Consider the following 25818-nt stretch of genomic DNA (forward strand, 5'->3'; position numbering starts at 1 on the left):
TGCACGCTCGCGGCGACGAGGACGGTTAGAGCAGCAGCAGCATCCGGGTGTTGCCCAGGATGTTGGGCTTGACGTAGCTCAGGTCCAGGAACTCGGCGACACCGATGTCGTAGGAACGGCACATCTCCTCGAAAACCTCGGCGGTGACCGGCGTGCCCTCGATCTCGATGAAGCCGTGCTTGCCGAAGAATTCGGTTTCGAAGGTCAGCACGAAGATCCGTTCCAGCTGCAGCTCGCGCGCGACGTCGAGCAGGCACGTGACGATCGCATGGCCGACGCCATGGCCCGTCGCGGCGGGGTCGACCGCGACGGTGCGGATCTCGCCGAGGTCCGACCAGAACACGTGCAGCGCCCCGCAGCCGACCACCTTGCCGTCCAGCTCGGCCACCCAGAACTCCTGGACGGCCTCGTACAGCGTCACCAGGGCCTTTTCCAGCAGGATCTTGCCCGCATAGGTGTCGACGAGGTGCTTGATCGTGGGAACGTCGGAGGTTCGCGCGCGCCGGACGACCACTTGCTGGTCATCCCGAGAACGTTCGGTCACGGGTAACAGTATTGACATCGGGGGCGGTTGTGCTGGTCAACGGTTATTCTGATGCGGTGTCGGGGCCGCCGCAGACAGGACCGGTGGCGGGACCCGTCAGCATCGCCAACCTGGCCAATGTCCTGACGCTGGTGCGGCTGGTACTGGTGCCGATCTTCCTGCTGGCTTTGTTCGCCGGCGGCGGCCACGAAACCGTCGCGCGGATCGTGGCTTTCGTCGTGTTCGCGGTGGCGTGTATCACCGACCGGCTGGACGGCCTGCTGGCCCGTAACTACGGCATGGCGACCGAATTCGGTGCGTTCGTCGATCCGATCGCCGACAAGATGCTGATCGGGTCGGCCCTGGTCGGACTGTCGATGCTGGGCGACCTGCCCTGGTGGGTGACCGTGCTGATCCTGGTCCGCGAGATCGGCGTGACGCTGTTGCGGCTGGCCGTGATTCGCCGCGGCGTCATTCCGGCCAGCTGGGGCGGCAAGCTCAAGACTTTCGTCCAGGCGGTGGCGATCGGCTTGTTCGTGCTGCCGCTGTCCGGGGGATTCCTGGTGGCCGCGTCGGTGGTGATGGGTGCCGCGGTGGTGTTGACCGTCGTCACCGGGATCGACTATGTGGCGTCGACCGTCAAGGAAGTACGGCGGACGGGAACCTAGACGGCAGCTGGTGGCGTTGACCTGAAGAAGCAGCTTTGCCGGACGAAGGAGAGCAGGATGTCGCCATTGGTGCGCGAGGTCATTGGCGAGGTGCTGCGCCTGGCCCGAACGACACAGGGACGAACGCTGCGCGAGGTATCGGACACGGCGCGGGTGAGCCTCGGGTATCTCTCCGAGGTGGAGCGTGGCCGCAAGGAGGCCTCCAGCGAGCTGCTGAACGCCATCTGTGACGCGCTGGACGTCCCGCTCTCGACGGTGCTCACCGACGCCGGTGAGCGGATGGCGGACGAGGAACGCGCGGCGGCCGCGCAGACGGCCGAGGCCACGACGTCGACCATCGACGCCACCACGAAGGTCGTCATTCCGCAGGTCGCGTCGTTCGCGGTGGCCTGAGGGTGGGGCGAACGGCGCCAACCCGTTAAATTGAGCGGCAGGGTGATCGCCGGGGCTCAGCAGGGGGCCTCCGGCACACAGAAGCGAAGGTGGAGCTAACTGATGGCCAATCCGTTCGTCAAAGCGTGGAAATACGTCATGGCGCTGTTCAACGCGAAAATTGACGAGCACGCCGACCCCAAGATCCAGATTCAGCAGGCCATCGAGGAAGCCCAGCGCACCCATCAGGCGCTGACCCAACAGGCCGCGCAGGTGATCGGCAACCAGCGTCAGCTGGAGATGCGCCTCAACCGGCAGCTGGCCGACATCGAGAAACTGCAAGTCAACGTGCGCCAGGCGCTGACACTGGCCGACCAGGCCACCGCCGGCGGAGACGCCGCCAAGGCCGCCGAGTACACCAACGCCGCCGAGGCGTTCGCGGCTCAACTCGTCACCGCCGAGCAGGGTGTCGAAGACCTCAAGACGTTGCACGACCAGGCCCTGGGCGCGGCGGCGCAGGCCAAGAAGGCGGTCGAACGCAACGCCATGGTGTTGCAGCAGAAGATCGCCGAGCGCACCAAGCTGCTCAGCCAGCTCGAGCAGGCGAAGATGCAGGAGCAGGTCAGTGCGTCGCTGCGGTCGATGAGCGAGATCGCCGCGCCGGGCAACACCCCGAGCCTCGATGAGGTGCGCGACAAGATCGAACGGCGCTACGCCAACGCGGTCGGCTCAGCGGAGCTCGCCCAGAATTCGGTGCAGGGCCGCATGCTCGAGGTCCAGCAGGCCAGCGTCGAGATGGCGGGTCACTCGCGGCTCGAGCAAATTCGCGCGTCGATGCGGGGCGAGGCCCTGCCGACGGGTGGAACCGCCGCGGCTCCCGGAGCCACGCCCGCCACCCCGGCCGAGGGACAAATCGCCGAAAAACCCTTTGGCCAGTAGCCCGGCCGGTGTGACATGGCGGTGAACGCAACGCAGCGCGGGCTTTGGCGCACCCTGCTGCAGCAGGGGCTGGACACCGCCGCCGACCTGACCGGCTTCGTCGCCCAGAAGATCAGCGCGGCCGCCGACCCGCGAGCGCGACTGCTGCGCCGCCGCCGTCGGGCGCTGCGGTGGGCCTGGATCTTCACGGTGGGCAGCGTGTTCTGGGGTTTGGTCACCGCCGTGCTGGCGTGGTGGGGCTGGTTCGTGTTGCTGTTGCAGATCACCGGCGGGATCGCGGTGCTCGAGACGATTCCAGCGACGCTGCTGTTCTTCCGTTATCACTGGCTCAAGGCCGAGCCGCTGCCGGCCAGTCGGCCCGCCAACGCCCGCCGGCTGCCGCCGCCCGGCTCCGCTGCCCGACCCGCGATGTATGCGCTGGGCGCCTCCGAGCGCGGGTTCTTCTCGCTGTTGGGTGTCATCGAGCGAGGCGCCATGTTGCCGGCGGGCGAGATCAGCGAGTTGACCGCGGCGGCGAACAGGACTTCGGCGGCGATGGCGTCGACCGCCGCGGAGGTGGTGTCGATGGAGCGCGCGGCGCACAACTCGGAATCGTCGCGCGCGTATTTGGTGCCCAGCATCAACGCGTTCACCGCGCAGCTCGGCGCCGGCGTCCGGCAGTACAACGAAATGGTCACCGCCGCAGCGCAATTGGTTTCCTCGGCGAACGGTGATGGATTAGCGGATGCGCACCAGCGCTACCGTGCCGAGCTGGTCGAGGCTACCGATCGCCTGACCGGCTGGGCCCAGGCGTTCGACGAACTCGGCGGGTTGCCGCGCCGTTAGAACGACGCTTTGAGCGACGGCAATGCCAGCGCCGCCACTGCGCGCAGCAACGCCTTGGTCATGTCGAAGAAGTCAAAGTAGTCCCGCCACAACGTGATTCGCCCGTTGTGGACCTCGAACACGCCACACACCCAGAACTGCATGCGCAGCGGGCCCAAGATCAGCGCATCGCTGCGCTCGGTGAGCACCGCGGCGCCGTCGGCGGCAATGCGGTGAATCTTCACCTCGAAACCCGCGCGACCGTCCATCCGGCGGAACAGCTTCATGGCTCGGGCACGGCCGTGGATCGTCGGCAATCCGACGTTTTCGTAGACGAGGTTGTCGTCCAGTGAGGCATCCGCGGTATCGAAGTCCGCGTCCATCAGGGCGTTCAGAAAAGTCTCGACCGTGCGCGTGTTCGCGACGGCTGTTCCAGTCAGCTCGGTCATGGGTGCCAGCGTAGGCGCGCCCCCGTTGGGCGCTGTGGCAGGGTAAGGCGGTGCGAGTCGCCGTGGTCGCCGGGCCGGATCCCGGGCACTCGTTTCCCGCGATCGCGTTGTGTCAGCGCTTCCGGGACGCGGGCGACGAGCCCACCCTGTTCACGGGCGAGGAATGGCTGCAGGCCGCCCGCGACGTCGGCATCGAGGCGCTCGCGCTCGACGGGCTGGCCGCGACCGACGAAGACGTCGACGCCGGGGCCCGAATCCACCGGCGCGCGGCCCGAATGGCGGTGCTCAATGTTGCGGCGCTGCGCGACCTGGCGCCCGACCTGGTGGTATCCGACGTCATCACCGCCGGTGGCGGCATGGCAGCCGAGCTGCTGGGGATCCCGTGGATCGAGCTGGACCCGCATCCGCTGTACCTGCCGTCGAAGGGGTTGCCGCCGATCGGTAGCGGGCTGGCGCCGGGCACCGGCATTCGCGGCCGGCTGCGCGACGCCACGATGCGGGCGCTGACGGCGCGGTCGGTGCGCGCGGGTCTGCAGCAGCGCGAGTGCTCCCGGGCCGAGATCGGCCTACCGGCGCGCGACCCCGGGCCGCTACGTCGGCTGATCGCCACGCTGCCCGCACTCGAGGTGTCCCGCCCGGACTGGCCGGCCGAGGCCGTCGTCGTGGGGCCGCTGCACTTCGAGCCGACCGATCGCATCCTCGAGGTGCCGGCCGGCTCCGGGCCGGTGATCGTGATCGCGCCGTCGACCGCTTTGATCGGGACCGAGGGTCTGGCCGAAGTCGCGCTGGGATGCCTGACGCCGGGGGAGACGTTGCCGGCGGGCTCGCGCCTGCTGGTGTCGCGGTTGGACGGACCGGATCTAACGGTGCCGCCGTGGGCGGTCGTCGGGCTGGGCCGACAGGACGAACTGCTCTCACATGCCGACCTGGTGATCTGCGGCGGCGGCCACGGCATGGTGGCCAAGACGTTGCTGGCCGGGGTGCCGCTGGTGGTGGTTCCCGGCGGCGGCGATCAGTGGGAGATCGCCAACCGGGTGAGGCGGCAGGGGAGTGCGCGGCTGATCCGGCCGCTGACCGCCGATGCGCTGGTGGAGGCGGTCAACGACGTGTTGTCGACGCCGCGCTACCGGGAGGCCGCGCGCACCGCCGCGTCCGGCATCCATCGCGTCGCCGACCCTGTTCGGGTGTGCCACCAAGCGCTGGCGCTCGCGAAATAGCCGGGCTCGGTATGTTGGCTGGCGTGCGGCTGACGGAGTTCAACGAGCGGGTAGTGCTGCGATTCGGCGCCGCCTACGGCGCATCGGTACTGGTAGATCACGTGCTGCCCGGTTTCGGCGGCCGGACCGCCGCTCAGGCGATCGAGGACGGCATCGAACCCCGCGACGTCTGGCGGGCGTTATGCGCCGACTTCGACGTCCCGCGCGAACAGTGGTGAGCTTTCTTCCCGTCGAGTGTGCGGCTACGGCGCCCTGGGCGCACACTGGCCGTCGCCAGCGCACCCTCAACGCCGGGTCGAGCGCGGTGCCTGGCGAAACACGCAGTCACCGCAGACCGATCGCCCGGGCAGGCGATAGAACAGGCAGCAGCTGTCGCGCTTGAAGCCCAGGTGTGAGCCGGTGATGGCACCGGATCTGGAGAGCACGCCGGTGTCGAGCAGGGACATGGTGACCTCGACGATTCGTGCCCGCAGGTCCGGTCGGGCCGCGAGCAGCGCCCGCGACGCGCCGACGAGTGCGGACGCGATGTTGCCCGCCAGCAGGGCGGGCGCCAGTTTGACCCGCAAGCCGGCCGCAACCGGCTGCATATGGTGTTGCACCACAAGGCGATACAAGTCGGCCGCGATGTCCTCGACCGGCTCTCCGATGGGCTCGGGTAGGCGCAGCTGCGCTCCGTCGTCGGCACGTTCCAGGTGTTGCAGGTCCGGGACGACGCCGTGGGCCAACGCGCAGGCCAGCGCCGGTGACCACAGCCGGGTGGCGTGGCCGAGGTGGACCAGGGAGGCGCCGATCCGCAGGTCCGTCGTGTGGTAGCGCTGGGCGGTGGTGTCGATCAAACCCGCAAAGCCGTTGGCGTAGTCCTGCCGGACCGGGTGCCATCCTTGCGCCCGGCCGCCCACGGTCAGTGCGAAAAACCCTTTGTAGGAGGATATTTCGGCAAGCTCGCCGGAGATATCCATGCGTGCGAAACCAGCCTCTCTGGGGAGATCCGCCCCAGCGTCTAGTGAGGAAGCGCCGGCGGTGAGTATCTGGCTCTCGGGTCGCAATGTGCCCGATCACAGTGGCGGGACCGCACCGGTTTCGCACCGGTTTCCTCTTCGTGCAGGCCCGTCGGCGCACTGTCGGTAGCCGATATTGCCACACGCAGCCGGTACGGCGTGTCAAACTTGAATCGAACAGGTGTTCGTCTACTGTGGGGATCAACTCGAAGAGACGACTTGTCGGTGGCCAGCTCTAGTGTCACGGCCAACCGACCGATACCGGTCAGAAGAACACCGACTATAGGAGAGCACCATGGTGCAAGCCCCCGACCGCGAAAAGGCTCTCGAACTGGCAATGGCCCAGATCGAGAAGAGCTATGGCAAAGGCTCGGTGATGCGTCTCGGCGACGAGCAGCGTCAGCCGATCTCGGTCATTCCGACCGGATCCATCGCATTGGACGTGGCCCTGGGCATCGGCGGCCTGCCGCGCGGCCGGGTCGTGGAGATCTACGGCCCGGAATCCTCGGGTAAGACGACCGTCGCCCTGCACGCGGTGGCCAACGCTCAGGCCGCCGGGGGTGTCGCGGCGTTCATCGACGCCGAGCACGCGCTGGATCCGGACTACGCCAAGAAGCTCGGCGTCGACACCGATTCCCTGCTGGTCAGCCAGCCCGACACCGGTGAGCAGGCCCTCGAGATCGCCGACATGCTGATCCGCTCCGGTGCCCTGGACATTCTGGTCATCGACTCGGTGGCCGCATTGGTACCGCGCGCGGAACTCGAGGGCGAAATGGGCGACAGCCACGTCGGACTGCAGGCCCGGCTGATGAGCCAGGCGCTGCGGAAAATGACTGGCGCACTGAACAATTCGGGAACCACCGCGATCTTCATCAACCAGCTCCGTGAGAAGATCGGGGTGATGTTCGGCAGTCCCGAAACCACCACGGGTGGAAAGGCTTTGAAGTTCTACGCGTCGGTGCGCTTGGATGTGCGCCGGATCGAGACACTCAAGGACGGCACCGACGCGGTCGGTAACCGTACCCGGGTCAAGGTCGTCAAGAACAAGGTGTCGCCGCCGTTCAAGCAGGCCGAGTTCGACATCCTCTACGGCCGCGGCATCAGCAGGGAGGGGTCGCTGATCGACATGGGAGTGGATCAGGGCTTCATCCGCAAGTCCGGTTCCTGGTTCACCTATGAGGGCGAGCAGCTCGGCCAGGGCAAGGAGAATGTCCGCAACTTCCTGGTGGAGAACGCCGATATCGCGAACGAGATCGAGAAAAAGATCAAGGAAAAGCTGGGCATTGGCGCGGTGCTGACCGATGAAGACGTCCTCCCCGCCCCCGTCGATTTCTGAGCCTGCCCGCGAAGAGCAGGCGCGGGCGCTATGCCTGCGCCTGCTCACCGCGAGGTCGCGCACGCGGGCCGAATTGTCCGGCCAGCTCGCCAAACGCGGATACCCCGGCGACGTCAGTGCTCGGGTGCTCGACCGGCTCGCCGCCGTCGGGCTGGTGGACGACCGAGACTTCGCCGAGCAGTGGGTGCGGTCCCGGCACGCCAGGGCGGGAAAAAGCAGACGTGCGTTGGCCGCCGAGCTGCACACCAAGGGCGTCGACAAAGAGGTCATCGACACCGCACTGGCCGGTATCGACGCCGGTGCCGAGCGAGACCGGGCCGAAGAGTTGGTGCGGGCCAAGCTGCGGCGGGAAACGCTGAGCGGGGACGACACGCGGATCACCCGCCGGCTGGTGGGCATGCTGGCCCGCCGTGGCTATGGCCAGAACCTGGCCTGCGAGGTCGTCCTCGCCGAGCTGAACGCCGAACGGGAACGCCGCCGCGTCTAGCTGGGGGTTCATGGGGTAGGCCCGGGTCGCCGTACCATGGCCCCGTGACTTCGACAGTGGCGCCGGATGCCGCGAGCCTGGCCGGGCCCGTGGCGGGGTCGGGGCGCACCTATCAAGTCCGCACCTACGGATGCCAGATGAACGTCCACGACTCCGAGCGGTTGGCGGGTCTGCTCGAGGCCGCCGGCTACCGACGCGCCGACGAGGGTGCCGACGCGGATGTGGTGGTCTTCAACACCTGCGCGGTGCGCGAAAACGCCGACAACAAGCTGTACGGCAACATCAGCCACCTGGCCCCGCGCAAACGCGACAACCCCGACTTCCAGATCGCCGTCGGTGGCTGCCTGGCCCAGAAAGACCGAGACTCCCTGCTGCGCAAGGCGCCATGGGTCGATGTGGTCTTCGGCACGCACAACATCGGGTCGCTGCCGACCCTGCTGGAGCGGGCCCGGCACAACAAAGTCGCCCAGGTGGAGATCGTCGAGGCGCTGCAGGAATTCCCATCGTCGCTGCCGAGTGCCCGCGAATCCGCCTATGCCGCTTGGGTTTCCATCTCCGTCGGCTGCAACAACAGCTGCACTTTCTGCATCGTCCCGTCGCTGCGCGGCAAGGAGGTCGACCGCAGCCCGGCCGACATCCTCGCCGAAGTGCGATCGTTGGTCGCCGACGGCGTGCTGGAAGTCACGCTGCTCGGGCAGAACGTCAACGCCTATGGTGTCTCGTTCGCCGATCCCGCCGTGCCCCGCAATCGCGGCGCCTTCGCCGATCTGCTGCGGGCCTGCGCAGACATCGACGGACTGGAACGCGTGCGGTTCACCTCGCCGCACCCGGCCGAATTCACCGACGACGTCATCGATGCGATGGCCCGGACGCCCAATGTGTGCCCGGCCCTGCACATGCCGTTGCAGTCGGGGTCGGACCGGATGCTGCGGGCGATGCGGCGCTCGTACCGCGCCGAGCGCTACCTCGGCATCATCGACCGCGTGCGGGCCGCGATGCCGCAGGCGGCAATCACCACCGACCTGATCGTCGGATTCCCCGGCGAAACCGAGGAGGACTTCGCGGCCACTCTCGACGTGGTGCGCCAGGCCCGGTTCGCGGCCGCGTTCACCTTCCAGTACTCGAAGCGGCCCGGAACCCCGGCCGCCGAACTCGACTGCCAGCTGCCGAAAGACGTTGTGCAGGAACGCTATATGCGACTTATCGAACTGCAGGAGCAAATCTCACTGGAGGGCAACCGTGAACTGATCGGCCAGCGGGTCGAATTGCTGGTCGCCACCGGCGAAGGCCGCAAGGATGCTCGCACCGCCCGCATGACCGGACGCGCGCGCGACGGCCGACTGGTGCACTTCACCGCCGACACCCGGGTGCGTCCCGGAGACATCGTCACCACCGCGGTCACCGAGGCCGCGCCGCACCACCTGATCGCCGACGCCGGCATCCTGACCCACCGCCGCACCCGGGCCGGTGACGCGCACGCCGCCGGCCGGCGTCCGCGCGGTATCGGTTTGGGTATGCCGGGCATCGGGCCGGCAATTCAACCAGTCGAAACCCAGGGGTGTGCCCGATGACGAAAGAACACACGGACTTTGATGCGCTGCGCGCCGAGATCGAGGCCGCAGAACGCCGCGTTGCACGTGAAATCGACCCGGGTCCAAGGGCATTCATCGTCGCCATCCTGGTGTTCGTGCTGCTGGGATCGTTCATCTTGCCGCATACCGGCCAGGTCCGTGGCTGGGATGTATTGTTCAGCAGTCACGGCGCCGGTGCGGCCGCGTTGTCGTTGCCGTCGAAGGTATTCCTTTGGTTAACACTGGTTTTCGGCGTCGGCTTCTCGATGGTGGCATTGCTGACCCGCCGCTGGGCGCTGGCCTGGATCGCGCTCGCAGGCTCGTCGATAGCCAGCGCGACCGGGCTACTGGCGGTGTGGTCGCGCCAGACCGCGGCCGCCGGACACCCCGGCCCGGGGATCGGGCTGTGGATCGCGTGGATCACGGTGATCCTATTGACGTTCCACTGGGCCCGCGTGGTGTGGTCACGCACGATTGTGCAGCTCGCGGCCGAGGAGCAGCGACGCCGGATCAGCGCCGAGCAACAGTCCAAGACGCTGCTGGAGACCCTGGGTGACCAGGACGCCGCCGATGGTCCCGAGGCGCCGCCGGACCAGGCGGCGGGCCGCTAGGCCCTACGGGTCAGCGCCTCGGCGGCCGCTTGAGCCCACTGCCGCCACTGTTCGGCGTTGGCTTGTGCCTCTTCGGCTTCCTTGGTCCGGCCGGCGGCGGCCGCCTTGCGGGCCTGCTGCTCGTAGTGTTCGGCGCGGGTGGCGAACTGCTCGGCACGCGCCTGCGCTTCGGGGTCAGACCAATTGGATTCGCCGGCGTCGCGCACCTTCTTCTCGACGGCACGCAGCCGCCGCTCCAAGTCGGCTGACCGTTCCCGGGGCACCTTGCCGATCGCGTCCCATTTGTCGGCGATCGACCGCAACGCCGCCCGGGCGGCTTCGTGGTTGCTGGTGTCGATCTTCTCGGCCTCGGCCAGCAGCGCCTCCTTGGCGGTGGCGTTGGCCTGAAACTCCTGATCTTTCTCCGCTGTCACGGCATTGCGGGCGGAGAAGAAGGCATCCTGGGCGGCCTTGAAGCGCTTCCACAGCGCGTCGTCGACCTCACGGGTCGCGCGTCCTACCGATTTCCACTCAGTCAGCAGCTTGCGGAATTCGGCGCTCGTTGCGGCCCAGTCCGTAGAATCGGCCATCTCCTCGGCTCGCTCGCACAGCCGCTCCTTGGACTGCCGCACGCCCGCGCGCTCGCGATCCAACTCGGCGAAGTGCGAGCCCCGCCTCCGGTTGAACGCTTCGCGCGCCGCCGAATAGCGCTTCCACAGCGCGTCGTCGACCTTGCGATCCAGTCCGGTGATCGTCTTCCACTCATCGAGAATCTCGCGCATCCGGTCTCCGGCGAGCTTCCAGTGCGTCGAATTGGCGGCCAGATCCTCGGCCTCGGCGGCCAGCGCCTCTTTGCGGGCGGTCTGTGCGGCTCGATGCTCGTCGCGGCGGGAGCGATCGGCGGCGACCGACGCCTCGGCGTGCTCCACCAGGATGGTCAGCCGGCCGGCGAGCGCGTCGACGTCGCCCAGCACCGAGGCCGTCGGCAATGTCTCGGCCAGCGCGGCCGCGTTGGCCTTGATCTTGCGGGCATCGCCGCTTCCGGAGGCCAGCCGCTCCTCCATCAGCGTGACCTCGGTGCTCAGGTCCTCGAATCGCCTGCCGAAGTGGGCGAATGCGGCCTCAGGGTCGCCGGCCTGCCAGGAGCCGATGATACGTTCGCCGGCCGAGCTGACCAGCCATACCGTCCCGTCGTCGTCGACGCGTCCGTACCGATGCGGATTGCTGGCCGGTGGCAACACCACCGGGTGGGCGCTGGGTCGCGGTGTCGGGCGGGGGCCCGGTCGCGGACCCGGACGTGGTGCCGGCTTGGGCGCATCGCTGGAGCGGGGCTCGTCATCGGTCATGCTCTCTACACCCTTTCGCGCGCTCGCTTTCGCGCGCATCTGCCGCGCGTAGCGGCGCCTCTACGGTCGGGAGATCTGCTGCGATCGACAGCTGCTCCGTGACCGATTCCACCAGTATTCAAGCAGCTTGGCGGGTCGTATGCCGCAACCTGATCGTCACCGCCTTGACAGCCCCTGTGAAACAGTGTGTGCACCCAGCATTTTTACGGTGAACTGCCCTCGACTTGGGAGTGAAACCGCACATGGACAAGGTGGATATCGCCGCGTTGCTCGCGCTGAGCTCGGCGCTGTGCGTCGCGATCGGCGACGTCCTGCAGCAACGCGCGACGCACCGGATTACGCCGAACTTGCCCGCGTCGATGCCGTCGCGACCAGCAAACGTGTCGAGGCCGCGTTGGTGATGCCGCCGAGCAACCGGCGTAGCACGCGGGTAACGGTTCGATTCCACGTTGCCGGGGCCGTAGGGCGGGCACGCGGCGCCCGGTACCGTGTTAGTGACAATTGGTGTTGTTGGTACTTGTGGGGCTGGAGGGGGCACGTCAAGATAGCCAGGGTGGGGTTCTTGCGGCGGCGGATTTAGCCCGCGACTTCGGTGGCCGCGGGTCGTCGTCGCCGCGCGTGCAGGGCGGGCGGTCGGTCGCCGGGCGGTGACACCACGGGAGCGAGTTCGTCGGCCGGGCATCACCAGCCAGCCACAGCCTTGCCACAGGCTCTTCATAGGTTCGTGAACTACTTATTGCGCAGGACCGTATTCTTCCGAAGTGGCGCGGGCAATTTCACCGCTCACACAACGGAAACGGCTCCGAAACGGGTAGTGAATACCCGTCGTGAATGGTGGTCCAGGTGGCCGCGTGCCGGGGAGGAGGTCGCAGATGGAGAAGACGGATATTGCGGTTGTTCTCGCCCTGCTCGCCGCGTTCGCGTCGGCACTGGGGAACGTCGTCCGTCAGCGTTCAGCGCAGGAGATCACCGACAAGCCGGTGGGCCACCTGGAGCTCTTCCGGATGTCGGTGCGCGACGGCAAGTGGTGGCTGGGGGCCGGCGGAGCCATCGCGAACTACGCCCTGCAGGCCGCCGCGTTGACGCTGGGCTCCGTGATGCTGGTCACGTCGTTGCAGGTAACGGCGCTGCTGTTCGCGCTGCCGATCTACGCGCGCATGACCCGGCGTTCGGTCACCCGCTGGGAATGGACCTGGGCGCTGCTGCTGGCCGCCGCGTTGGCGGTGGTGGTCGTGGTCGGCGATCCGGATCCCGGCGCCTCGCGCGGCTCGGTGCAAACCTGGATGGTGGTGGCCCTGGTAATGGGTCCAGCGCTGGTGTTCTGCGTATGGGGCGCGCGGAAGTGGCCCGGCTCGGTCGCCGCGGTGCTGCTGGCCATCGTCGCCGGTTCGTCGTTGGCGCTGTTCGCCGTCCTGACCAAGGCCGTGGTGGTGATCGTCGGAGACGGCGTCGGTGCGCTGTTGACCGCGCCCGAGTTCTACGCGTGGATAGCCGCTGCCCTGGCCGGGATGATCTTCCAGCAGTCGTCGTTCCGTGCCGGCTCGCTGACCGCCTCCCTGCCGACAGCGGTGGTGGCCAAGCCGGTGGTCGGTTCGATCCTGGGCATGGCGGTGCTCGGTGAGTACCTCGACTGCAGCGGAATCGCCAAGGTGGTGCTTGCCGTCGGCGTCGTGGTGGTGGTGGTCGCGACCGTGGCGCTAGCCCGCGGTGAGGCGGCGACCATGTCGAGCAGCTTCGCGGAGAAGCTGGCGAAAAAAGCGCTGCGCCGATCGGGTGAGGTGCGCCTCGCCGAGGCGGAGTGCAGCAGCTGACGGTCGGTTTAGTGGGCGTCGATTAGTTTGATGTCGTGCTGAGCGCCATTGCGATCGTTCCCTCCACGCCGATGCTTGTCCCTGAGCTCGCCGGGGCGGCGGCCGCCGAATTGGCCGAACTGGCCACGGCCGTGCTGGCGGGGGTCGCGCTGTTGCCGCCCCGGTGGGTCGTGATCGGCACGGGCGAGGCCGACGATGTGCTGGGTTCTGATGGGATCGGCAGCTTTGCCGGCTACGGCGCCGATGTGCGCGTCCGCCTATCGCCGCGGGCCGCCGAGTCCGCCGATGTGGTGGCCGACTTCCCGCTCTGCGCGTTGATCGCCGGCTGGCTGCGGGGCCAGGTCCGGCCGGAGGCCGTCGCGCAGGTTCGCGTCTATCGCGGCGACCACGACGTCGACACCGCGCTGGACACCGGCCGGCGGCTGCGCGCCGAGATCGACCAAGCGACCGACCCGCTCGGCGTGCTGGTTGTCGCCGACGGCGCGAACACCCTGACCCCGGGTGCGCCCGGCGGGTTTGACCCCGCCAGCCCCGCTGCCCAGCTGGCCCTGGACGACGCGTTGGCGAACGGTGACAGCGCCGCGCTGGCCGGGCTGTCGGGGCAGATCCTGGGGCGGGTCGCATTCCAGGTGCTGGCCGGGCTGACCGAGCCGGGACCGCGTTCGGCCAAGGAGCTGTACCGGGGAGCGCCCTACGGTGTGGGGTACTTCGCCGGGGCCTGGCAGCCGTGAGACCAGCCCCGCGACCGCTGGCGATCATCGGCCCCACCGGGACCGGCAAGTCGCAGCTGGCCCTCGACGTCGTCGAGCAACTAAGCGGCGAGGTGGGTGCCGAGATCGTCAACGCCGACGCCATGCAGTTCTACCGCGGCATGGACATCGGGACGGCGAAGCTGCCCGTCGACGAACGCCGCGGCATCCCGCATCACCAGCTCGACGTCCTGCACGTCACCCAGACCGCGACCGTCGCCCGCTATCAGCGAGCCGCCGCCGCGGATATCGAGGCGATCGCGGCCCGCGGGGCGGTGCCGGTCATCGTGGGCGGCTCGATGCTCTACGTCCAGTCGCTGCTGGACGACTGGACGTTTCCCGCCACCGACGCCGCGGTACGGGCGCGCTGGGAACAACGGCTCGCCGAGTTCGGCGTGGCCGCGCTGCACGCCGAGCTGGCCCGCCGCGATCCGGCCGCCGCCGCGGCGATCCTGCCCACCGATGGCCGCCGCACGGTGCGCGCGCTCGAGGTTGTCGAGCTCACCGGCCAGCCGTTCGCGGCGTCCGCGCCCCGCATCGGCGCTCCCCGGTGGGGCACCGCCATCGTTGGATTAGATTGTGACACAAACATTCTCGACGAGAGATTGGCCCGCCGCACCGACAGCATGTTCGCCCAAGGCCTAGTCGACGAGGTGCGCGGGCTGCTACTCGAGGGCTTGCGCGACGGCGTCACCGCGTCACGCGCGCTGGGCTACGCGCAGGTGCTCGCCGCGCTGGATGCCGACGATCCCGCGGCGTTGCGCGACGCGCAGGAGCTGACGTTCGTGGGTACCCGCCGCTATGTGCGACGGCAACGGTCGTGGTTTCGCCGCGATCACCGCGTGCACTGGGTCGACGTGGGCGCCGCGACCGAGTCGGACCGCGCCCGCGTCGTCGCCGACACCTTGCGGGCGTGGCGGCACGTACCCTGAACAGGTGATCCGCGCCGACGACGACGATGCCGGCGCAGCCGGATCGAAGGAGTGGCGCACATGATCTTCGCCAAGGGCCACGGCACCCAGAACGACTTCGTGCTGCTGCCCGACCTCGACGCCGAGCTGCCGCTCACCCCGGCCCGCGTGGCCGCGCTGTGCGACCGCCGCCGCGGGCTGGGCGCCGACGGCGTGCTGCGGATCACCACCGCGGGTGCCGCCTTGAAAGTCGGTGTGCTCGATCGCCTGCCCGACGGTGTCGGCCCCGACGACTGGTACCTGGACTACCGCAACGCCGACGGCTCGACGGCGCAGATGTGCGGCAACGGCGTGCGGGTGTTCGCTCATTACCTGCGAGCCAGCGGCCTAGAGACGCGCGACGAGTTCGTCGTCGGATCGCTGGCCGGGCCGCGGATGGTCACCATGCACCACGCCGACCCCACCAACGCCGACGTCACCGTCGACATGGGCAAGGCCAACCGGGTGGGCGCGGGGGAGGCCGTCATCGGTGGCAGGCGCTTGCGCGGGTTGGCGATCGACGTCGGCAACCCGCACCTGGCGTGCGTCGACCCGCAGCTGACTAGCGACGACCTCGCCGCGCTGGATGTCGCCGCGCCGGTGCAGTTCGACCGGGCGCAGTTCCCGGACGGCGTCAACGTCGAAGTACTCACCGCGGCCGCCGGGGGCGTGGTGCAGATGCGGGTCCATGAGCGTGGGGTCGGCGAAACCCGTTCGTGCGGAACCGGAACCGTCGCGGCGGCGGTGGCCGCGCTCGCCGAGGCCGGGGCCGACACGGGCACGCTGACCGTCCGGGTGCCCGGCGGCGACGTCGTCGTCACCATTACCGACGCCACCAGCTACCTGCGCGGGCCGTCGGTGCTGCTGGCCCGTGGCCTAGTGAGCGAGGACTGGTGGAACGCCCAATAATTCGGATGCACGCCACGGGTTTGGCGTGCACTATTGCTAATTGCCTATGACACATTCCGAAATGCCGTACCACGATCAGCCGGCCGACCATCCCGCGTCCGAGCCCAGTGTCGGCGAACTCGCCCTCGAAGACCGATCGGCACTGCGCCGCGTCGCCGGGCTGTCGACCGAACTCGCCGACATCTCCGAGGTCGAGTACCGCCAGCTGCGGCTGGAACGCGTCGTTTTGGTCGGCGTGTGGACCGAGGGCAGCGCGGCCGACAACCAGGCGAGCCTGGCCGAGCTGGCGGCCCTGGCCGAAACCGCCGGCTCGCAGGTGCTCGAGGGGCTGATCCAGCGCCGCGACAAGCCGGACCCGTCGACCTACATCGGCTCCGGCAAGGCCCAGGAGTTGCGGGAAGTGGTCGTGGCGACCGGCGCCGACACCGTCATCTGCGACGGTGAGCTGTCCCCGGCGCAGCTGACCGCGCTGGAGAAGGCCGTCAAGGTCAAGGTCATCGACCGCACCGCGCTGATCCTCGACATCTTCGCCCAGCACGCCACCAGCCGGGAAGGCAAAGCACAGGTGACCCTGGCGCAGATGGAGTACATGCTGCCGCGGCTGCGCGGCTGGGGTGAGTCGATGTCCCGGCAGGCCGGTGGTCGCGCCGGCGGCAGCGGCGGCGGCGTGGGCCTGCGCGGTCCCGGTGAGACCAAGATCGAGACCGACCGGCGCCGCATTCGCGAGCGAATGTCCAAGCTGCGCCGCGAGATCAAGGACATGAAGCAGGCCCGCGACACCCAACGCAGTCGCCGCGTGCACAGTGATATGCCGTCCGTCGCGATCGTCGGCTACACCAACGCCGGCAAGTCAAGCCTGCTCAACGCGCTCACCGGCGCCGGCGTGCTGGTGCAGGACGCGCTGTTCGCCACCCTGGAGCCCACCACCCGGCGTGCCGAGTTCCCCGACGGCCGCCCGCTCGTACTCACCGACACTGTCGGGTTCGTGCGACACCTGCCCACCCAGCTGGTCGAGGCATTCCGTTCGACGCTGGAGGAGGTCGTCGACGCCGATCTGCTGGTGCATGTCGTGGACGGCTCCGACGTCAACCCGGTCGCCCAGATCAATGCGGTGCGCCAGGTGATCTCCGATGTGATCGCCGACTATCACGGGCAGCCGCCGCCGGAGTTGTTGGTGGTGAACAAGATCGACGCGGCGAGTGACCTGATGCTGGCCAAGCTGCGGCACGGGCTGCCCGGCGCGGTGTTCGTCTCCGCACACACCGGCGAGGGCATCGACGCGCTGCGCCGGCGGATGGCCGAACTGGCCGCGCCCACCGACGCCGCCGTCGACGTGGTGATTCCCTACGACCGCGGCGACCTGGTGGCCCGCGTGCACGCCGATGGCCGCGTCCAGGAAGCCGAGCACAACCCGGAGGGGACGCGGATCAAGGCCCGGGTTCCGGCGGCGCTGGCCGCCAGCCTGCGGCAATTCACGGCCAACGGCTCGACCCCGTAGCCGCCCCGGGCGTCACGCCATCGCGTCGGCCCGACCAGACCGGGGCAGCTGCCGACCAACCGTATGGTTGGTATATGTTGGGCGGCAGAGTACCCGGCGGCCGGAGGTTATCCATGGGCAGTGCAATCAAGTACCAGCGCACACTGTTTGAACCCGAGCACGATTTGTTCCGCGAGTCCTACCGGGCCTTTCTCGAGCGCCATGTGGCGCCGTACCACGAGGAGTGGGAGAAGGCGAAGATCGTCGACCGCGGCGTCTGGCTCGAGGCCGGTAAGCAGGGATTCCTGGGCATGGCGGTGCCCGAAGAGTACGGCGGCGGCGGCAACCCCGACTTCCGGTACAACACGATCGTCACCGAGGAAACGACCGCCGGGCGATACAGCGGAATTGGCTTCGGACTGCACAACGACATCATCGCGCCGTATTTGCTGGAGCTGGCCAGCGAAGAGCAGAAGCAACGCTGGTTGCCGAAGTTCTGCACCGGCGAAATCATCACCGCCATCGCGATGACCGAGCCGGGGACCGGCAGCGACCTGCAGGGCATCAAGACCCGCGCGGTCAAACAAGGCGATCACTACGTGCTCAACGGTGCAAAGACGTTCATCACCAACGGGATCAACTCCGACCTGGTGATCGTCGTCGCGCAGACTGATCCGGACAAGGGCTCACAAGGCTTTTCGCTGCTCGTCGTCGAACGCGGCATGGAAGGCTTTGAGCGCGGCCGCCATCTGGACAAGATCGGTCTCGACGCGCAGGACACCGCGGAGTTGTCGTTCACCGACGTCAAGGTCCCCGTCGAAAACCTCCTCGGCGAGGAGGGCAAGGGCTTCATCTATTTGATGCAGAACTTGCCGCAGGAGCGGATCAACATCGCGGTCATGGCCGCCGCGGCGATGGAGCAGGTGCTCGAACAGACACTGCAATACACCAAGGAGCGCAAGGCCTTTGGCAAGCCGATCGGTAGTTTCCAGAACAGCCGCTTCGTGCTGGCCGAGCTGGCGACCGAGGCCACCGTGGTGCGCATCATGGTCGACGAGTTCCTGCGGCTGCATCTGGACAAGAAGCTGACGGCCGAGCAGGCCGCGATGGCCAAGTGGTACTCCACCGAAAAGCAGGTGCATTTGATCGACCGGTGTCTGCAGCTGCACGGCGGCTATGGCTACATGCGCGAATACCCGGTCGCTCGTTCCTATCTCGACGCCCGGGTGCAGACGATCTATGGCGGCACAACCGAGATCATGAAGGAGATCGTGGGGCGCAGCCTCGGGGTCTAGCCACGTGATCATGACGCACGTCGGCTAACGTCGGCGGCGGTGAACCAATCTTGCTGTCACGCAACAACGAATCGTCGGCAGACGCGCGGTACCCGTGCGGATGGTGACACGAACCAAGCACAACTAGTCGGCTTACGCTGTCATTGCTTGGCTTTACGGCAAAATAGTCGATGCCCATGAATAGCTCCTTTGCTCGAGTGGATAGCCGGCGCCTCAAGTGCGGTCGGCGCATGTGCATTGGCGACGCGGAGCGCGTAATCACCGGGCGTCGGCGTGTCTTGAGGCCGGATCGGTCGCGACTCGATCGTCGTCCTGCATCATTTCGACATCGGAGCGGTCTCCGTTTTCGTAATATTCGCGAATTGCCTTCGTATTTCTTGTTCGCTGGAGCAAAGTTATGCGAGCCCGGCGATAATACGAGCTCGGTGGGGTTCGTCACCCGCGTTTGGGGCACCAACCGCTCGCAGGGGCCGCAGGGTACGGGCATGGCCATACAAAAGGGCATATCCGTCGGCTGGGAGGCGTGGTGAACGGGAAGAGAGGTCACGTGCGCAGGCTCGCTGGTCGGGCGCTCGTCAGCGTGGCGACCACAGCGTTGGCCATCGTGCTGCTGGCACCTACCGTGTCAGCCTCTCCGATCGGTGACGCCGAAGCCGCAATCATGGCCGAGTGGAGCAAGGCCGGCGGCGACACCTCTCCGCTCGGTCCCCGCAAGGGCGACGTCTACCCCGTCGCCGACGGCTTCGCGTGCGATTTCGACGGCGGCAAGTTCTTCTTCACCACCGCCACCGGCGCGAAATTCATCTACGGGCCGATCCTGGAAAAGTACGACATGCTGGGCGGTGCGGCCGGCGGCGATCTGGGCTTTCCGACCATCAACGAGGTGCCCGGACTGGCGGGCCCGGACAGTCGAGTGGCGACGTTCTCGGCCAGCGACAAGCCGGTGATCTACTGGACGCCCGATCACGGCGCGTTCGTCGTGCGCGGCGCCCTGAACGCCGCCTGGGACAAGCTCGGCAGCTCCGGCGGTGTCCTCGGCGCCCCGGTCGGAGATGAGACCTACGACGGGGAAGTGTCCTCGCAGAAGTTCAGCGGCGGCCAGATCTCCTGGAATCGCAAAACCAAGGAATTCACTACCGAGCCGGCGAATTTGGCCGAGCAGCTCAAGGGCTTGCAGGTAGCGATCGATCCCACCGCGGCCATCAATATGGCCTGGCGCGCGGCCGGCGGCGTCAACGGTCCGCTGGGCGCCAAGCAGGGCGGTCCGAATCCCATCGGCGGTGACGGCATTGTCCAGAACTTCGCCGGCGGCAAGGTGTTCTTCAGCCCGGCGACCGGTGCGAGCGCCCTCGAAAGCGACATCCTGGCGAAGTACGAGTCGGTCGGCGGGCCGGTCAATAGCGACCTGGGTTTCCCGACCGCCAACGAGTCCGACGGCGGCGTCAGTCCCAACAGCCGAATCGCCACCTTCTCCGGGGCCGACAAGCCGGTCATCTTCTGGACCTCTGACCACGGCGCCTTCGTCGTGCGGGGGGCCATGAAGGCCGCCTGGGACAAGCTGCGTGGTCCCACCGGAAAGCTGGGCGCGCCGGTCGGCGATCAGACCGTCGACGGCGACGTGATCTCGCAGAAGTTCACCGGCGGCAAGATCTCCTGGAACCGCGCGAAGAACACCTTCTCCACGGACCCGGCCAACCTGGCTCCGCTGCTGTCCGGCCTGCAGGTGTCGGGGCAGAACCAGCCGAGCGGTTCGGCGCTGCCTGCGCACGCCAAGAAGTGGTTCACCTGGAGCTGGTGGTACCTGTTCGCCCTGGTTCCGCTGGTGATTCTGGTGCTGCTGGCGGTGTTCGTGGCGTTGCGTTGGCGCCGGCACCGCGCCGGTCGCAACACCGCACCCTACGACCTGGAGCGCGACGTCGACGTCGGCGGCTACCAGGACACGGGCGAGCCGCACTGGGGTCCCGACTACGCCGACGGCTCGCCCGAGCACATGGCGTTCACCGACACGCACGAACCGGATCACCGCGACGACGAACACGCGCTGCTGGCCAGGTGGCCGCACTCACCAGAAACTGCCGAAATGGACGAAGACGGTGGGTATGACGAGCCGTCGCATCCCTTGACCGAGGAGGAATGGGATGAGTTAGCGGTCGACGAGCGGGATCCCGACTCGGTCGACACCGATTCCATCCCCGTCGTGTCGGCCGACGATCTATCCGACGCCGGCTACGGCGATGAGCTGCCGGAAGCCGGCTATCCGGATAGTCCCGACGTGCCCGAACGCGCGTACCCGGACGTCGTCGTGGACGACGAGTACGCCGACGCGGCCGGCCCGGAAGCCGCCTATCTGCCGGAAGCCGGCTATCTGCCGGAAGCCGGCTATCCGCCGGAAGGCGGCTATCCCGAGGCCGGTTATCCCGAACTCCTCGACGAGGACGCCGCTTACCCGGAGGCGGGCTACCCGCGCGCCGACGAGGAAGAGGCCCGCTACCCCGATGTCGCCGTCCCGCACACCCCGCCGGATCTTGCCGGCGCCGGCGGTGCCGCGTCCGGTGCTGCCGCCGCCGGTGGGGCAGCGGCGGGTGGGCCCGCAGCGAGTCTTGCGGCCGCGCTCGGTGCTGCGTCCGGCGTCGCGCCGAGAGCGGCGGGGCGGCACGCAGCCGCGGATGCCGACGACGAGGCGGACCTGGTGCCGGTCGCGGCGATCGGGGCATTAAGTCCGGCCGGGCGCCCCACGATCCACCTGCCCTTGGAAGACCCGTATCAGATACCCGACGGCTACCCGATCAAGGCGAGTGCGCGCTTTGGCCTGTACTACACGCCGGACAGCGACCTCTACCACGACACGCTCGCCGAGATCTGGCTGTCCAGCGAGGAAGCCGCACTGCTCAACGGCTTTACGAAAGCCGACTGACGCCGTAGCTACCGGCGCCTATACCTTGCGGATCACCGTCACGACCTTGCCGAGCACGGTCGCCTCATTACCGGGTATGGGATCGAACGCCGGGTTGTGCGGCATCAGCCACACCTGACCGCCCGCGCGCTTGAACGTCTTGACGGTTGCCTCACCGTCGAGCATGGCGGCGACGATGTCGCCGTTGTCGGCGACATTCTGCTGCCGCACCACCACCCAGTCGCCGTCGCAGATCGCGGCTTCGACCATGGAGTCGCCGACCACCTTGAGTAAGAACAGCGTGCCCTCGCCGACCAGCTCGCGGGGGAGCGGGAAGACGTCCTCGACGGCTTCCTCGGCCAGGATCGGTCCACCGGCCGCGATGCGCCCGAGCACGGGGACGAACGCGGGTTCCGGCAACGCGTCGGACCCGGCGACCTCGGTGGCCGGCGCGGATGCCACCGCCTCGTCGGCGCCGCGGACATCGACGGCCCGGGGGCGGTTCGGGTCCCGGCGCAGATATCCCTTGCGTTCGAGGGTGCGCAGTTGGTGGGCCACCGAAGAGGTAGACGTCAGGCCGACCGCGTCACCGATCTCCCTGATGCTCGGCGGGTAGCCACGGGTGGTCACCGACTCCCGGATAACATTCAAGATGGTGCGTTGCCGCTGGGTAAGCGATGAATCCACGGGATGCAGGCGGCCGTCTGGACCGGCCGCCGAGGTGTCGTTGCTGTCGCTCATGGCACTGAATGTAGCCCCCTTGAACCCAAGAATCAAACATGTGTTCGACTGGCGTGTCATGGCCATTCACATGGTGGCTAAAGTCCCTAGAACGGCTGAATCACACGTGTGTAACTTTTGCGTACACCGGGTATCTGTGCTCCATGGCAGGGATAGCGACCGGCAGCAGTTGTCGGTGGCGTGGTCTAGCGTTTTGCTCGTGCGACACGCTTCGCTCAAATGTTCGGATTTCGAACACACGAGCGATAGTGTCGAACACACGAGCGAGGATTTAGACGACCGGAGGAACGCACCATGACGCTTATGCACACAGTCTCACCGCGGACCAGCAACATGCGGCGCCCCAGCGATGGGCTGGTCGCACGGCCTCGCTATGACGTCGCACGGCTTCGCTACGAGCAGGAGCGCGTGCTGCGGTCGCGTCGGTCCGTGCCGGCGCGGCCGGCCGGAGCGCCGATGCGCTACCGCGGTACCGGCGTGTCGATGTCGCAAGCACCGCATCGCCGCCGCCCGGTCACGCTGGGGACGACGGTCGGTCTGGCCCTGATGGCCGGAGTTATCACGCTCTGGCTGGGGCTCATCGCGAATCTCGGTCAGATCGCCAACGGCGACTCCGGCGCCGCGGCCGCTCCCGTTCCGGACCGGCTGTCGGTCGTGCAGGTCGAGCCGGGCGAATCACTTCAGGATGTGGCGCACCGGGTCGCGCCGGAAGCGCCGGCCCGCCAGGTCGCCGACCGCATCCGCGAACTCAACAACCTGAGCTCTCCGGCGCTGGCCGCCGGTCAGACGCTGATCGCGCCGGTCGGCTGACCGCAGCCGCATATCGCGAAAGCCCCTGTACGCCAAGGCTCCTCGGCCCTCCCGTCGGTGATCGCGGGTGCGTTGTGGCTACGTTGGCCCGCCGGGGGGAGCGCACGGGTACGCTCGGAGTGTTCTTCCGAGACGCCGGCCCAGCGAAGGAGCGGTCATGCATTGCCCGTTCTGCCGCCATCCCGACTCCCGGGTGATCGACTCCCGGGAAACCGATGAAGGCCAAGCCATTCGGCGCCGCCGGTCCTGCCCGGAATGCGGGCGACGGTTCACCACCGTAGAAACCGCGGTCCTGGCCGTCGTCAAACGCAGCGGTGTCACCGAGCCGTTCAGTCGCGAAAAGGTCATCAAAGGCGTGCGCCGCGCCTGCCAGGGCCGCCAGGTGGACGAGGACGCGCTGAATCTGCTCGCCCAGCAGGTCGAAGACACGGTGCGTGCCGCCGGCTCGCCGGAGATTCCCAGTCACGAAGTCGGCTTGGCGATCCTCGGCCCGTTGCGTGACCTGGACGAGGTGGCCTATCTGCGCTTCGCCTCGGTATACCGGTCCTTTTCGTCGGCCGACGATTTTGAGCGCGAGATCGCCGCGCTTCGCAAGCACCGCAAAGTATCGACACCGAGCTGACCCCGATGTCCCCGGACGTGCATCCCGATCTCGAGGCGCTCGCGCCGCTGCTCGGCACCTGGGCCGGCCGCGGTTCGGGCGAGTATCCGACGATCCAGCCCTTCGAGTATCTCGAGGAAATCGTGTTTTCCCATGTGGGCAAACCGTTTCTGGCCTACGCGCAAAAGACCAAAGGTACCGCCGACGGGAAGCCGATGCATGCCGAGACCGGCTACCTTCGGGTGCCGCAGCCCGGTCACGTCGAGATGGTGCTGGCCCACCCCAGCGGTGTGACCGAAATCGAGGTCGGGACCTACCGGGTGACCGGCGGCGTCATCGAAATCGAATTGGCCACCACGTCGGTTGGTTTGACCCCGACCGCCAAAGAGGTTTCCGCGCTCGGTCGAACCTTGCGGATCGACGGCGACCAGCTTTCCTACTCGGTGCGGATGGGTGCGGTCGGCCAACCCTTGCAGCATCATCTGTCTGCGCAGCTGCAGCGCAGGTGCTGAATCTCAATCAAGTTGTGTCACACCGTCGTTGACGACGCGGCCGGCGACCCGGGTCCAGCCCTCGGGACTCCACCCGGTTTCCAGCATCGATCCCTTGCCCTGGATGATGCTCAGGTCGCGGCAGAGATGGTCGGTGATCCGCATGGCTGCCGAGCCGGTCGCTTCGTCTTCTGGCACACCGAGATTCGCGACGAACATCCGGGAACGCAGTGTCCCGGCGGATTGATCGATCCAGGCCCACAGGTAGTGCGCGGTGTCGTCGGAAAACTCGCTGGGGTTGGCCGCGAGAACCTGGTCAACGGACTCGAATTCGTGAAAGAGCAACCCCGGGCCCCATTCCGGGCGGGCGTGCACACCCACCAGGTCACCCTCGTAGTGCACCTGCACGATGCCGGCCGGCACCGCGAGCGCGTTGACCGGCATACCGTTCGCGCGCAGCCACCACGACGCTCCGACGGACGGGTGCCCAGCGAACGGAATCTCGGTGCGTGGCGTATAGATCGTGGCATGCGCCGTGGTTGCTCTGGCTGCCGGTAGATCGATGAATACCGTTTCGCTGTAACCCAATCGGGTGGCCAGCTGCTGGCGATCGGGGGCCGGGACCTGACTGGCGTCGACGACGCCCAACGGATTACCGAAGTTGCCGTCCCGGTCGGTGAAGACGCGCAACACCGTCACGTCGATGCCCATGGCCCGACTGTACGGGCCGGGTCAACCGAATTGTCTAAGTCGCGCTGCGCTCATCGGAACCCATCGCGTTGAGCACGGCGACGCGGGTGTCGGCCGAACCCGTGACCGCGGCTTCGGCCCTGCCGGTGCGCAGCAGTTCGCGTAACGCGGCTTGGTCGTATTCGGCGGGCGCCGTGGTGTCGATGAACCGCTGCACGACGTCGATGAAACGGGCCGGGTCTTCGTGGAACGGGAAGTGGCCGGAGCCCTGGAAGATCTCCAGGCGCGAGCCGGGCATCGCGGCGTGTGCCATCCAGGCATGGCGGACGGGGACCACCACATCCTTGGTGCCCCAGACGATCTGCACGGGGATGGCCTCGGTCAAATAACATCGGTCCAGGAACGTGACGATCTGCCCGCGCCAGTCCACCACGGCCCGCAGTGTCCGGCTGAAGGCGGACGAGGCCGTCGGTTCCGGCAAGTCGTCCAGGATGCGTAACACGTTCGGGAGATCGCGGCCCAGGCCGGTCGATCCGATTGCCAGGCCCGCGAGCCGCCCCGCCACCTGGACTGCCGGTAACACCAGGGGCAGCCGCAGCAGCGCCAGGGCCTCCGTCCCGATCGGCAGCGAGGCCAGCCGGAAGGCGACGTTGACGTCCTTGGTGACACCGCCCGCGGCGACCAGGATGAGCCGCTCGACCAAATGTGGGAACTGGTAAGCGAATTGCATCGCCACCCCGCCGCCGAGGGAGTGACCGACGATCGTCACGCGTTCGATATCGAGCACGGACAGCAGGTCGCGCATTCCGTTGGCGTAGCCGGCCACCGAGTAGTCCGCGCGGGGTTTGTCGGATTGCCCGTGCCCCAGCAGATCGGGGGCGATCACCGTGAAGCGCTGAGCGAGCTTGGCCTGCACGGTATTCCACGTCGTGGAATTGTCACCGATGCCGTGAATCAACAGAATTGCCGGCCCGGAGCCGGCGATACGGAATGCACGCTTGTAACCGTGGATGGTGCGGAATTCGAGTCTGGGAGTCGTGACTTCGCGCACTGGACGAAGATTGCTCTTGCGCTTCCGCTCAGTCATCTCGCCCACCCTTG

27 protein-coding genes, 1 pseudogene and 1 riboswitch are annotated in these 25818 nt (G+C 67.7%); of the genes and pseudogenes, 21 read left to right on the forward strand and 7 right to left on the reverse strand.

Annotated features, from left to right (window positions below; all coding sequences use genetic code 11):
* Nucleotides 1–25: 25 nt before the first annotated feature.
* The gene (locus tag MJO58_RS09710; RefSeq protein ID WP_239722712.1) at nt 26–544 is read right to left on the reverse strand and encodes an amino-acid N-acetyltransferase; all 519 of its coding nucleotides are present in this window, start codon (nt 542–544) and stop codon (nt 26–28) included.
* 56 nt (nt 545–600) lie between these two features.
* Here MJO58_RS09710 and pgsA point away from each other — a divergent pair, with 56 nt between their 5' ends.
* From pgsA to pspM, 4 genes are all read left to right on the forward strand, one after another.
* The gene (pgsA, locus tag MJO58_RS09715) at nt 601–1191 is read left to right on the forward strand and encodes a CDP-diacylglycerol--glycerol-3-phosphate 3-phosphatidyltransferase (protein WP_239723211.1); all 591 of its coding nucleotides are present in this window, start codon (nt 601–603) and stop codon (nt 1189–1191) included.
* A gap of 57 nt (nt 1192–1248) precedes the next feature.
* Complete coding sequence (gene clgR / locus MJO58_RS09720; protein ID WP_090601292.1) at nt 1249–1584, forward strand: transcriptional regulator ClgR; 336 nt, start codon at nt 1249–1251, stop codon at nt 1582–1584.
* A gap of 102 nt (nt 1585–1686) precedes the next feature.
* Entirely contained in the window at nt 1687–2502 is an 816-nt protein-coding gene (gene pspA / locus MJO58_RS09725) for a phage shock protein PspA (RefSeq protein WP_090601293.1), read from the forward strand.
* A gap of 15 nt (nt 2503–2517) precedes the next feature.
* Nucleotides 2518–3327, forward strand: a complete 810-nt coding sequence (gene pspM / locus MJO58_RS09730; RefSeq protein WP_090601294.1) for a phage shock envelope stress response protein PspM — start codon at nt 2518–2520, stop codon at nt 3325–3327.
* Here pspM and MJO58_RS09735 read toward each other — a convergent pair.
* On the reverse strand, nt 3324–3755 hold the full coding sequence (locus MJO58_RS09735; RefSeq protein ID WP_090601295.1) for a limonene-1,2-epoxide hydrolase: 432 nt from the start codon (nt 3753–3755) through the stop codon (nt 3324–3326). The genes pspM and MJO58_RS09735 overlap by 4 nt on opposite strands.
* A 50-nt stretch (nt 3756–3805) precedes the next feature.
* Between MJO58_RS09735 and MJO58_RS09740 the strand changes: the two genes are divergently transcribed.
* Both MJO58_RS09740 and MJO58_RS09745 read left to right on the forward strand, forming a co-directional pair.
* Nucleotides 3806–4972 carry a glycosyltransferase gene (locus tag MJO58_RS09740; RefSeq protein WP_090601296.1) on the forward strand — a complete coding sequence of 389 codons (1167 nt, stop codon included), beginning with the start codon at nt 3806–3808 and terminating at the stop codon, nt 4970–4972.
* Between the two features lie 23 nt (nt 4973–4995).
* Nucleotides 4996–5190 carry a DUF3046 domain-containing protein gene (locus MJO58_RS09745; protein WP_420845332.1) on the forward strand — a complete coding sequence of 65 codons (195 nt, stop codon included), beginning with the start codon at nt 4996–4998 and terminating at the stop codon, nt 5188–5190.
* A 66-nt stretch (nt 5191–5256) separates the two neighbouring features.
* On the opposite strand, the gene MJO58_RS09750 is transcribed toward MJO58_RS09745, so the two are convergent.
* Nucleotides 5257–5931 (reverse strand): (2Fe-2S)-binding protein, encoded by a 675-nt coding sequence (locus MJO58_RS09750; protein ID WP_239722713.1) that lies wholly within the window; start codon nt 5929–5931, stop codon nt 5257–5259.
* Nucleotides 5932–5974: 43 nt separating this feature from the next.
* Nucleotides 5975–6110: riboswitch (cobalamin riboswitch) on the reverse strand.
* 155 nt (nt 6111–6265) lie between these two features.
* On the opposite strand from MJO58_RS09750, the gene recA reads away from it, so the two are divergent.
* Genes recA through MJO58_RS09770 form a run of 4 tightly spaced genes read left to right on the forward strand, consistent with a single transcriptional unit; the run spans nt 6266 to nt 9975 of the window.
* Complete coding sequence (gene recA, locus MJO58_RS09755) at nt 6266–7306, forward strand: recombinase RecA (protein WP_090601298.1); 1041 nt, start codon at nt 6266–6268, stop codon at nt 7304–7306.
* Entirely contained in the window at nt 7272–7793 is a 522-nt protein-coding gene (gene recX / locus MJO58_RS09760) for a recombination regulator RecX (protein ID WP_090601299.1), read from the forward strand. Before recA ends, recX begins: the two co-directional genes overlap by 35 nt.
* A 44-nt stretch (nt 7794–7837) precedes the next feature.
* Nucleotides 7838–9364: a tRNA (N6-isopentenyl adenosine(37)-C2)-methylthiotransferase MiaB gene (gene miaB / locus MJO58_RS09765; RefSeq protein ID WP_239722714.1), complete on the forward strand. Its 1527-nt coding sequence runs from the start codon at nt 7838–7840 to the stop codon at nt 9362–9364.
* Nucleotides 9361–9975: an Rv2732c family membrane protein gene (locus tag MJO58_RS09770; protein ID WP_090601301.1), complete on the forward strand. Its 615-nt coding sequence runs from the start codon at nt 9361–9363 to the stop codon at nt 9973–9975. Before miaB ends, MJO58_RS09770 begins: the two co-directional genes overlap by 4 nt.
* On the opposite strand, the gene MJO58_RS09775 is transcribed toward MJO58_RS09770, so the two are convergent.
* Entirely contained in the window at nt 9972–11300 is a 1329-nt protein-coding gene (locus MJO58_RS09775) for a DUF349 domain-containing protein (protein ID WP_090601302.1), read from the reverse strand. The two genes, MJO58_RS09770 and MJO58_RS09775, sit on opposite strands and share 4 nt — an antisense overlap.
* 242 nt (nt 11301–11542) lie before the next feature.
* On the opposite strand from MJO58_RS09775, the pseudogene MJO58_RS28920 reads away from it, so the two are divergent.
* The 8 genes and pseudogenes from MJO58_RS28920 to MJO58_RS09815 form a co-directional block, all read left to right on the forward strand.
* Nucleotides 11543–11641, forward strand: a pseudogene (locus tag MJO58_RS28920) (DMT family transporter); the annotation flags it as partial.
* Between the two features lie 531 nt (nt 11642–12172).
* On the forward strand, nt 12173–13111 hold the full coding sequence (locus MJO58_RS09785; RefSeq protein WP_239722715.1) for a DMT family transporter: 939 nt from the start codon (nt 12173–12175) through the stop codon (nt 13109–13111).
* A 35-nt stretch (nt 13112–13146) separates the two neighbouring features.
* Complete coding sequence (locus MJO58_RS09790; protein ID WP_239722716.1) at nt 13147–13842, forward strand: class III extradiol ring-cleavage dioxygenase family protein; 696 nt, start codon at nt 13147–13149, stop codon at nt 13840–13842.
* Nucleotides 13839–14792, forward strand: a complete 954-nt coding sequence (miaA, locus tag MJO58_RS09795; protein ID WP_239722717.1) for a tRNA (adenosine(37)-N6)-dimethylallyltransferase MiaA — start codon at nt 13839–13841, stop codon at nt 14790–14792. The genes MJO58_RS09790 and miaA overlap by 4 nt, the downstream gene beginning before the upstream one ends.
* A gap of 60 nt (nt 14793–14852) precedes the next feature.
* The gene (gene dapF / locus MJO58_RS09800) at nt 14853–15719 is read left to right on the forward strand and encodes a diaminopimelate epimerase (protein WP_090601305.1); all 867 of its coding nucleotides are present in this window, start codon (nt 14853–14855) and stop codon (nt 15717–15719) included.
* Between the two features lie 46 nt (nt 15720–15765).
* Nucleotides 15766–17217 carry a GTPase HflX gene (hflX, locus tag MJO58_RS09805; RefSeq protein ID WP_239722718.1) on the forward strand — a complete coding sequence of 484 codons (1452 nt, stop codon included), beginning with the start codon at nt 15766–15768 and terminating at the stop codon, nt 17215–17217.
* Nucleotides 17218–17330: 113 nt separating this feature from the next.
* The gene (locus tag MJO58_RS09810) at nt 17331–18491 is read left to right on the forward strand and encodes an acyl-CoA dehydrogenase family protein (protein WP_090601306.1); all 1161 of its coding nucleotides are present in this window, start codon (nt 17331–17333) and stop codon (nt 18489–18491) included.
* Nucleotides 18492–19038: 547 nt separating this feature from the next.
* Nucleotides 19039–21405: an LGFP repeat-containing protein gene (locus MJO58_RS09815; protein ID WP_239722719.1), complete on the forward strand. Its 2367-nt coding sequence runs from the start codon at nt 19039–19041 to the stop codon at nt 21403–21405.
* A gap of 18 nt (nt 21406–21423) precedes the next feature.
* Here MJO58_RS09815 and lexA read toward each other — a convergent pair whose 3' ends face one another.
* The gene (gene lexA / locus MJO58_RS09820) at nt 21424–22125 is read right to left on the reverse strand and encodes a transcriptional repressor LexA (protein WP_090601308.1); all 702 of its coding nucleotides are present in this window, start codon (nt 22123–22125) and stop codon (nt 21424–21426) included.
* A gap of 294 nt (nt 22126–22419) precedes the next feature.
* On the opposite strand from lexA, the gene MJO58_RS09825 reads away from it, so the two are divergent.
* The 3 genes from MJO58_RS09825 (at nt 22420) to MJO58_RS09835 (ending at nt 24048) form a co-directional block, all read left to right on the forward strand.
* A complete protein-coding gene (locus tag MJO58_RS09825; protein WP_090601309.1) occupies nt 22420–22935 on the forward strand; it encodes a LysM peptidoglycan-binding domain-containing protein in 516 nt (171 codons plus the stop codon).
* A 157-nt stretch (nt 22936–23092) separates the two neighbouring features.
* Nucleotides 23093–23557: a transcriptional regulator NrdR gene (nrdR, locus tag MJO58_RS09830; protein ID WP_090601310.1), complete on the forward strand. Its 465-nt coding sequence runs from the start codon at nt 23093–23095 to the stop codon at nt 23555–23557.
* A 5-nt stretch (nt 23558–23562) separates the two neighbouring features.
* Entirely contained in the window at nt 23563–24048 is a 486-nt protein-coding gene (locus tag MJO58_RS09835) for a peroxynitrite isomerase (protein WP_239722720.1), read from the forward strand.
* A 3-nt stretch (nt 24049–24051) separates the two neighbouring features.
* Here the strand turns inward: MJO58_RS09835 and MJO58_RS09840 are convergent, their stop codons facing one another.
* Complete coding sequence (locus tag MJO58_RS09840; RefSeq protein WP_239722721.1) at nt 24052–24738, reverse strand: PhzF family phenazine biosynthesis protein; 687 nt, start codon at nt 24736–24738, stop codon at nt 24052–24054.
* Nucleotides 24739–24772: 34 nt separating this feature from the next.
* On the reverse strand, nt 24773–25804 hold the full coding sequence (locus MJO58_RS09845) for an alpha/beta fold hydrolase (RefSeq protein ID WP_090608721.1): 1032 nt from the start codon (nt 25802–25804) through the stop codon (nt 24773–24775).
* Nucleotides 25805–25818: the final 14 nt, after the last annotated feature.

It is taken from the genome of Mycobacterium lentiflavum, assembly GCF_022374895.2.
GTDB classification, from domain to species: Bacteria; Actinomycetota; Actinomycetes; order Mycobacteriales; family Mycobacteriaceae; genus Mycobacterium; species Mycobacterium lentiflavum.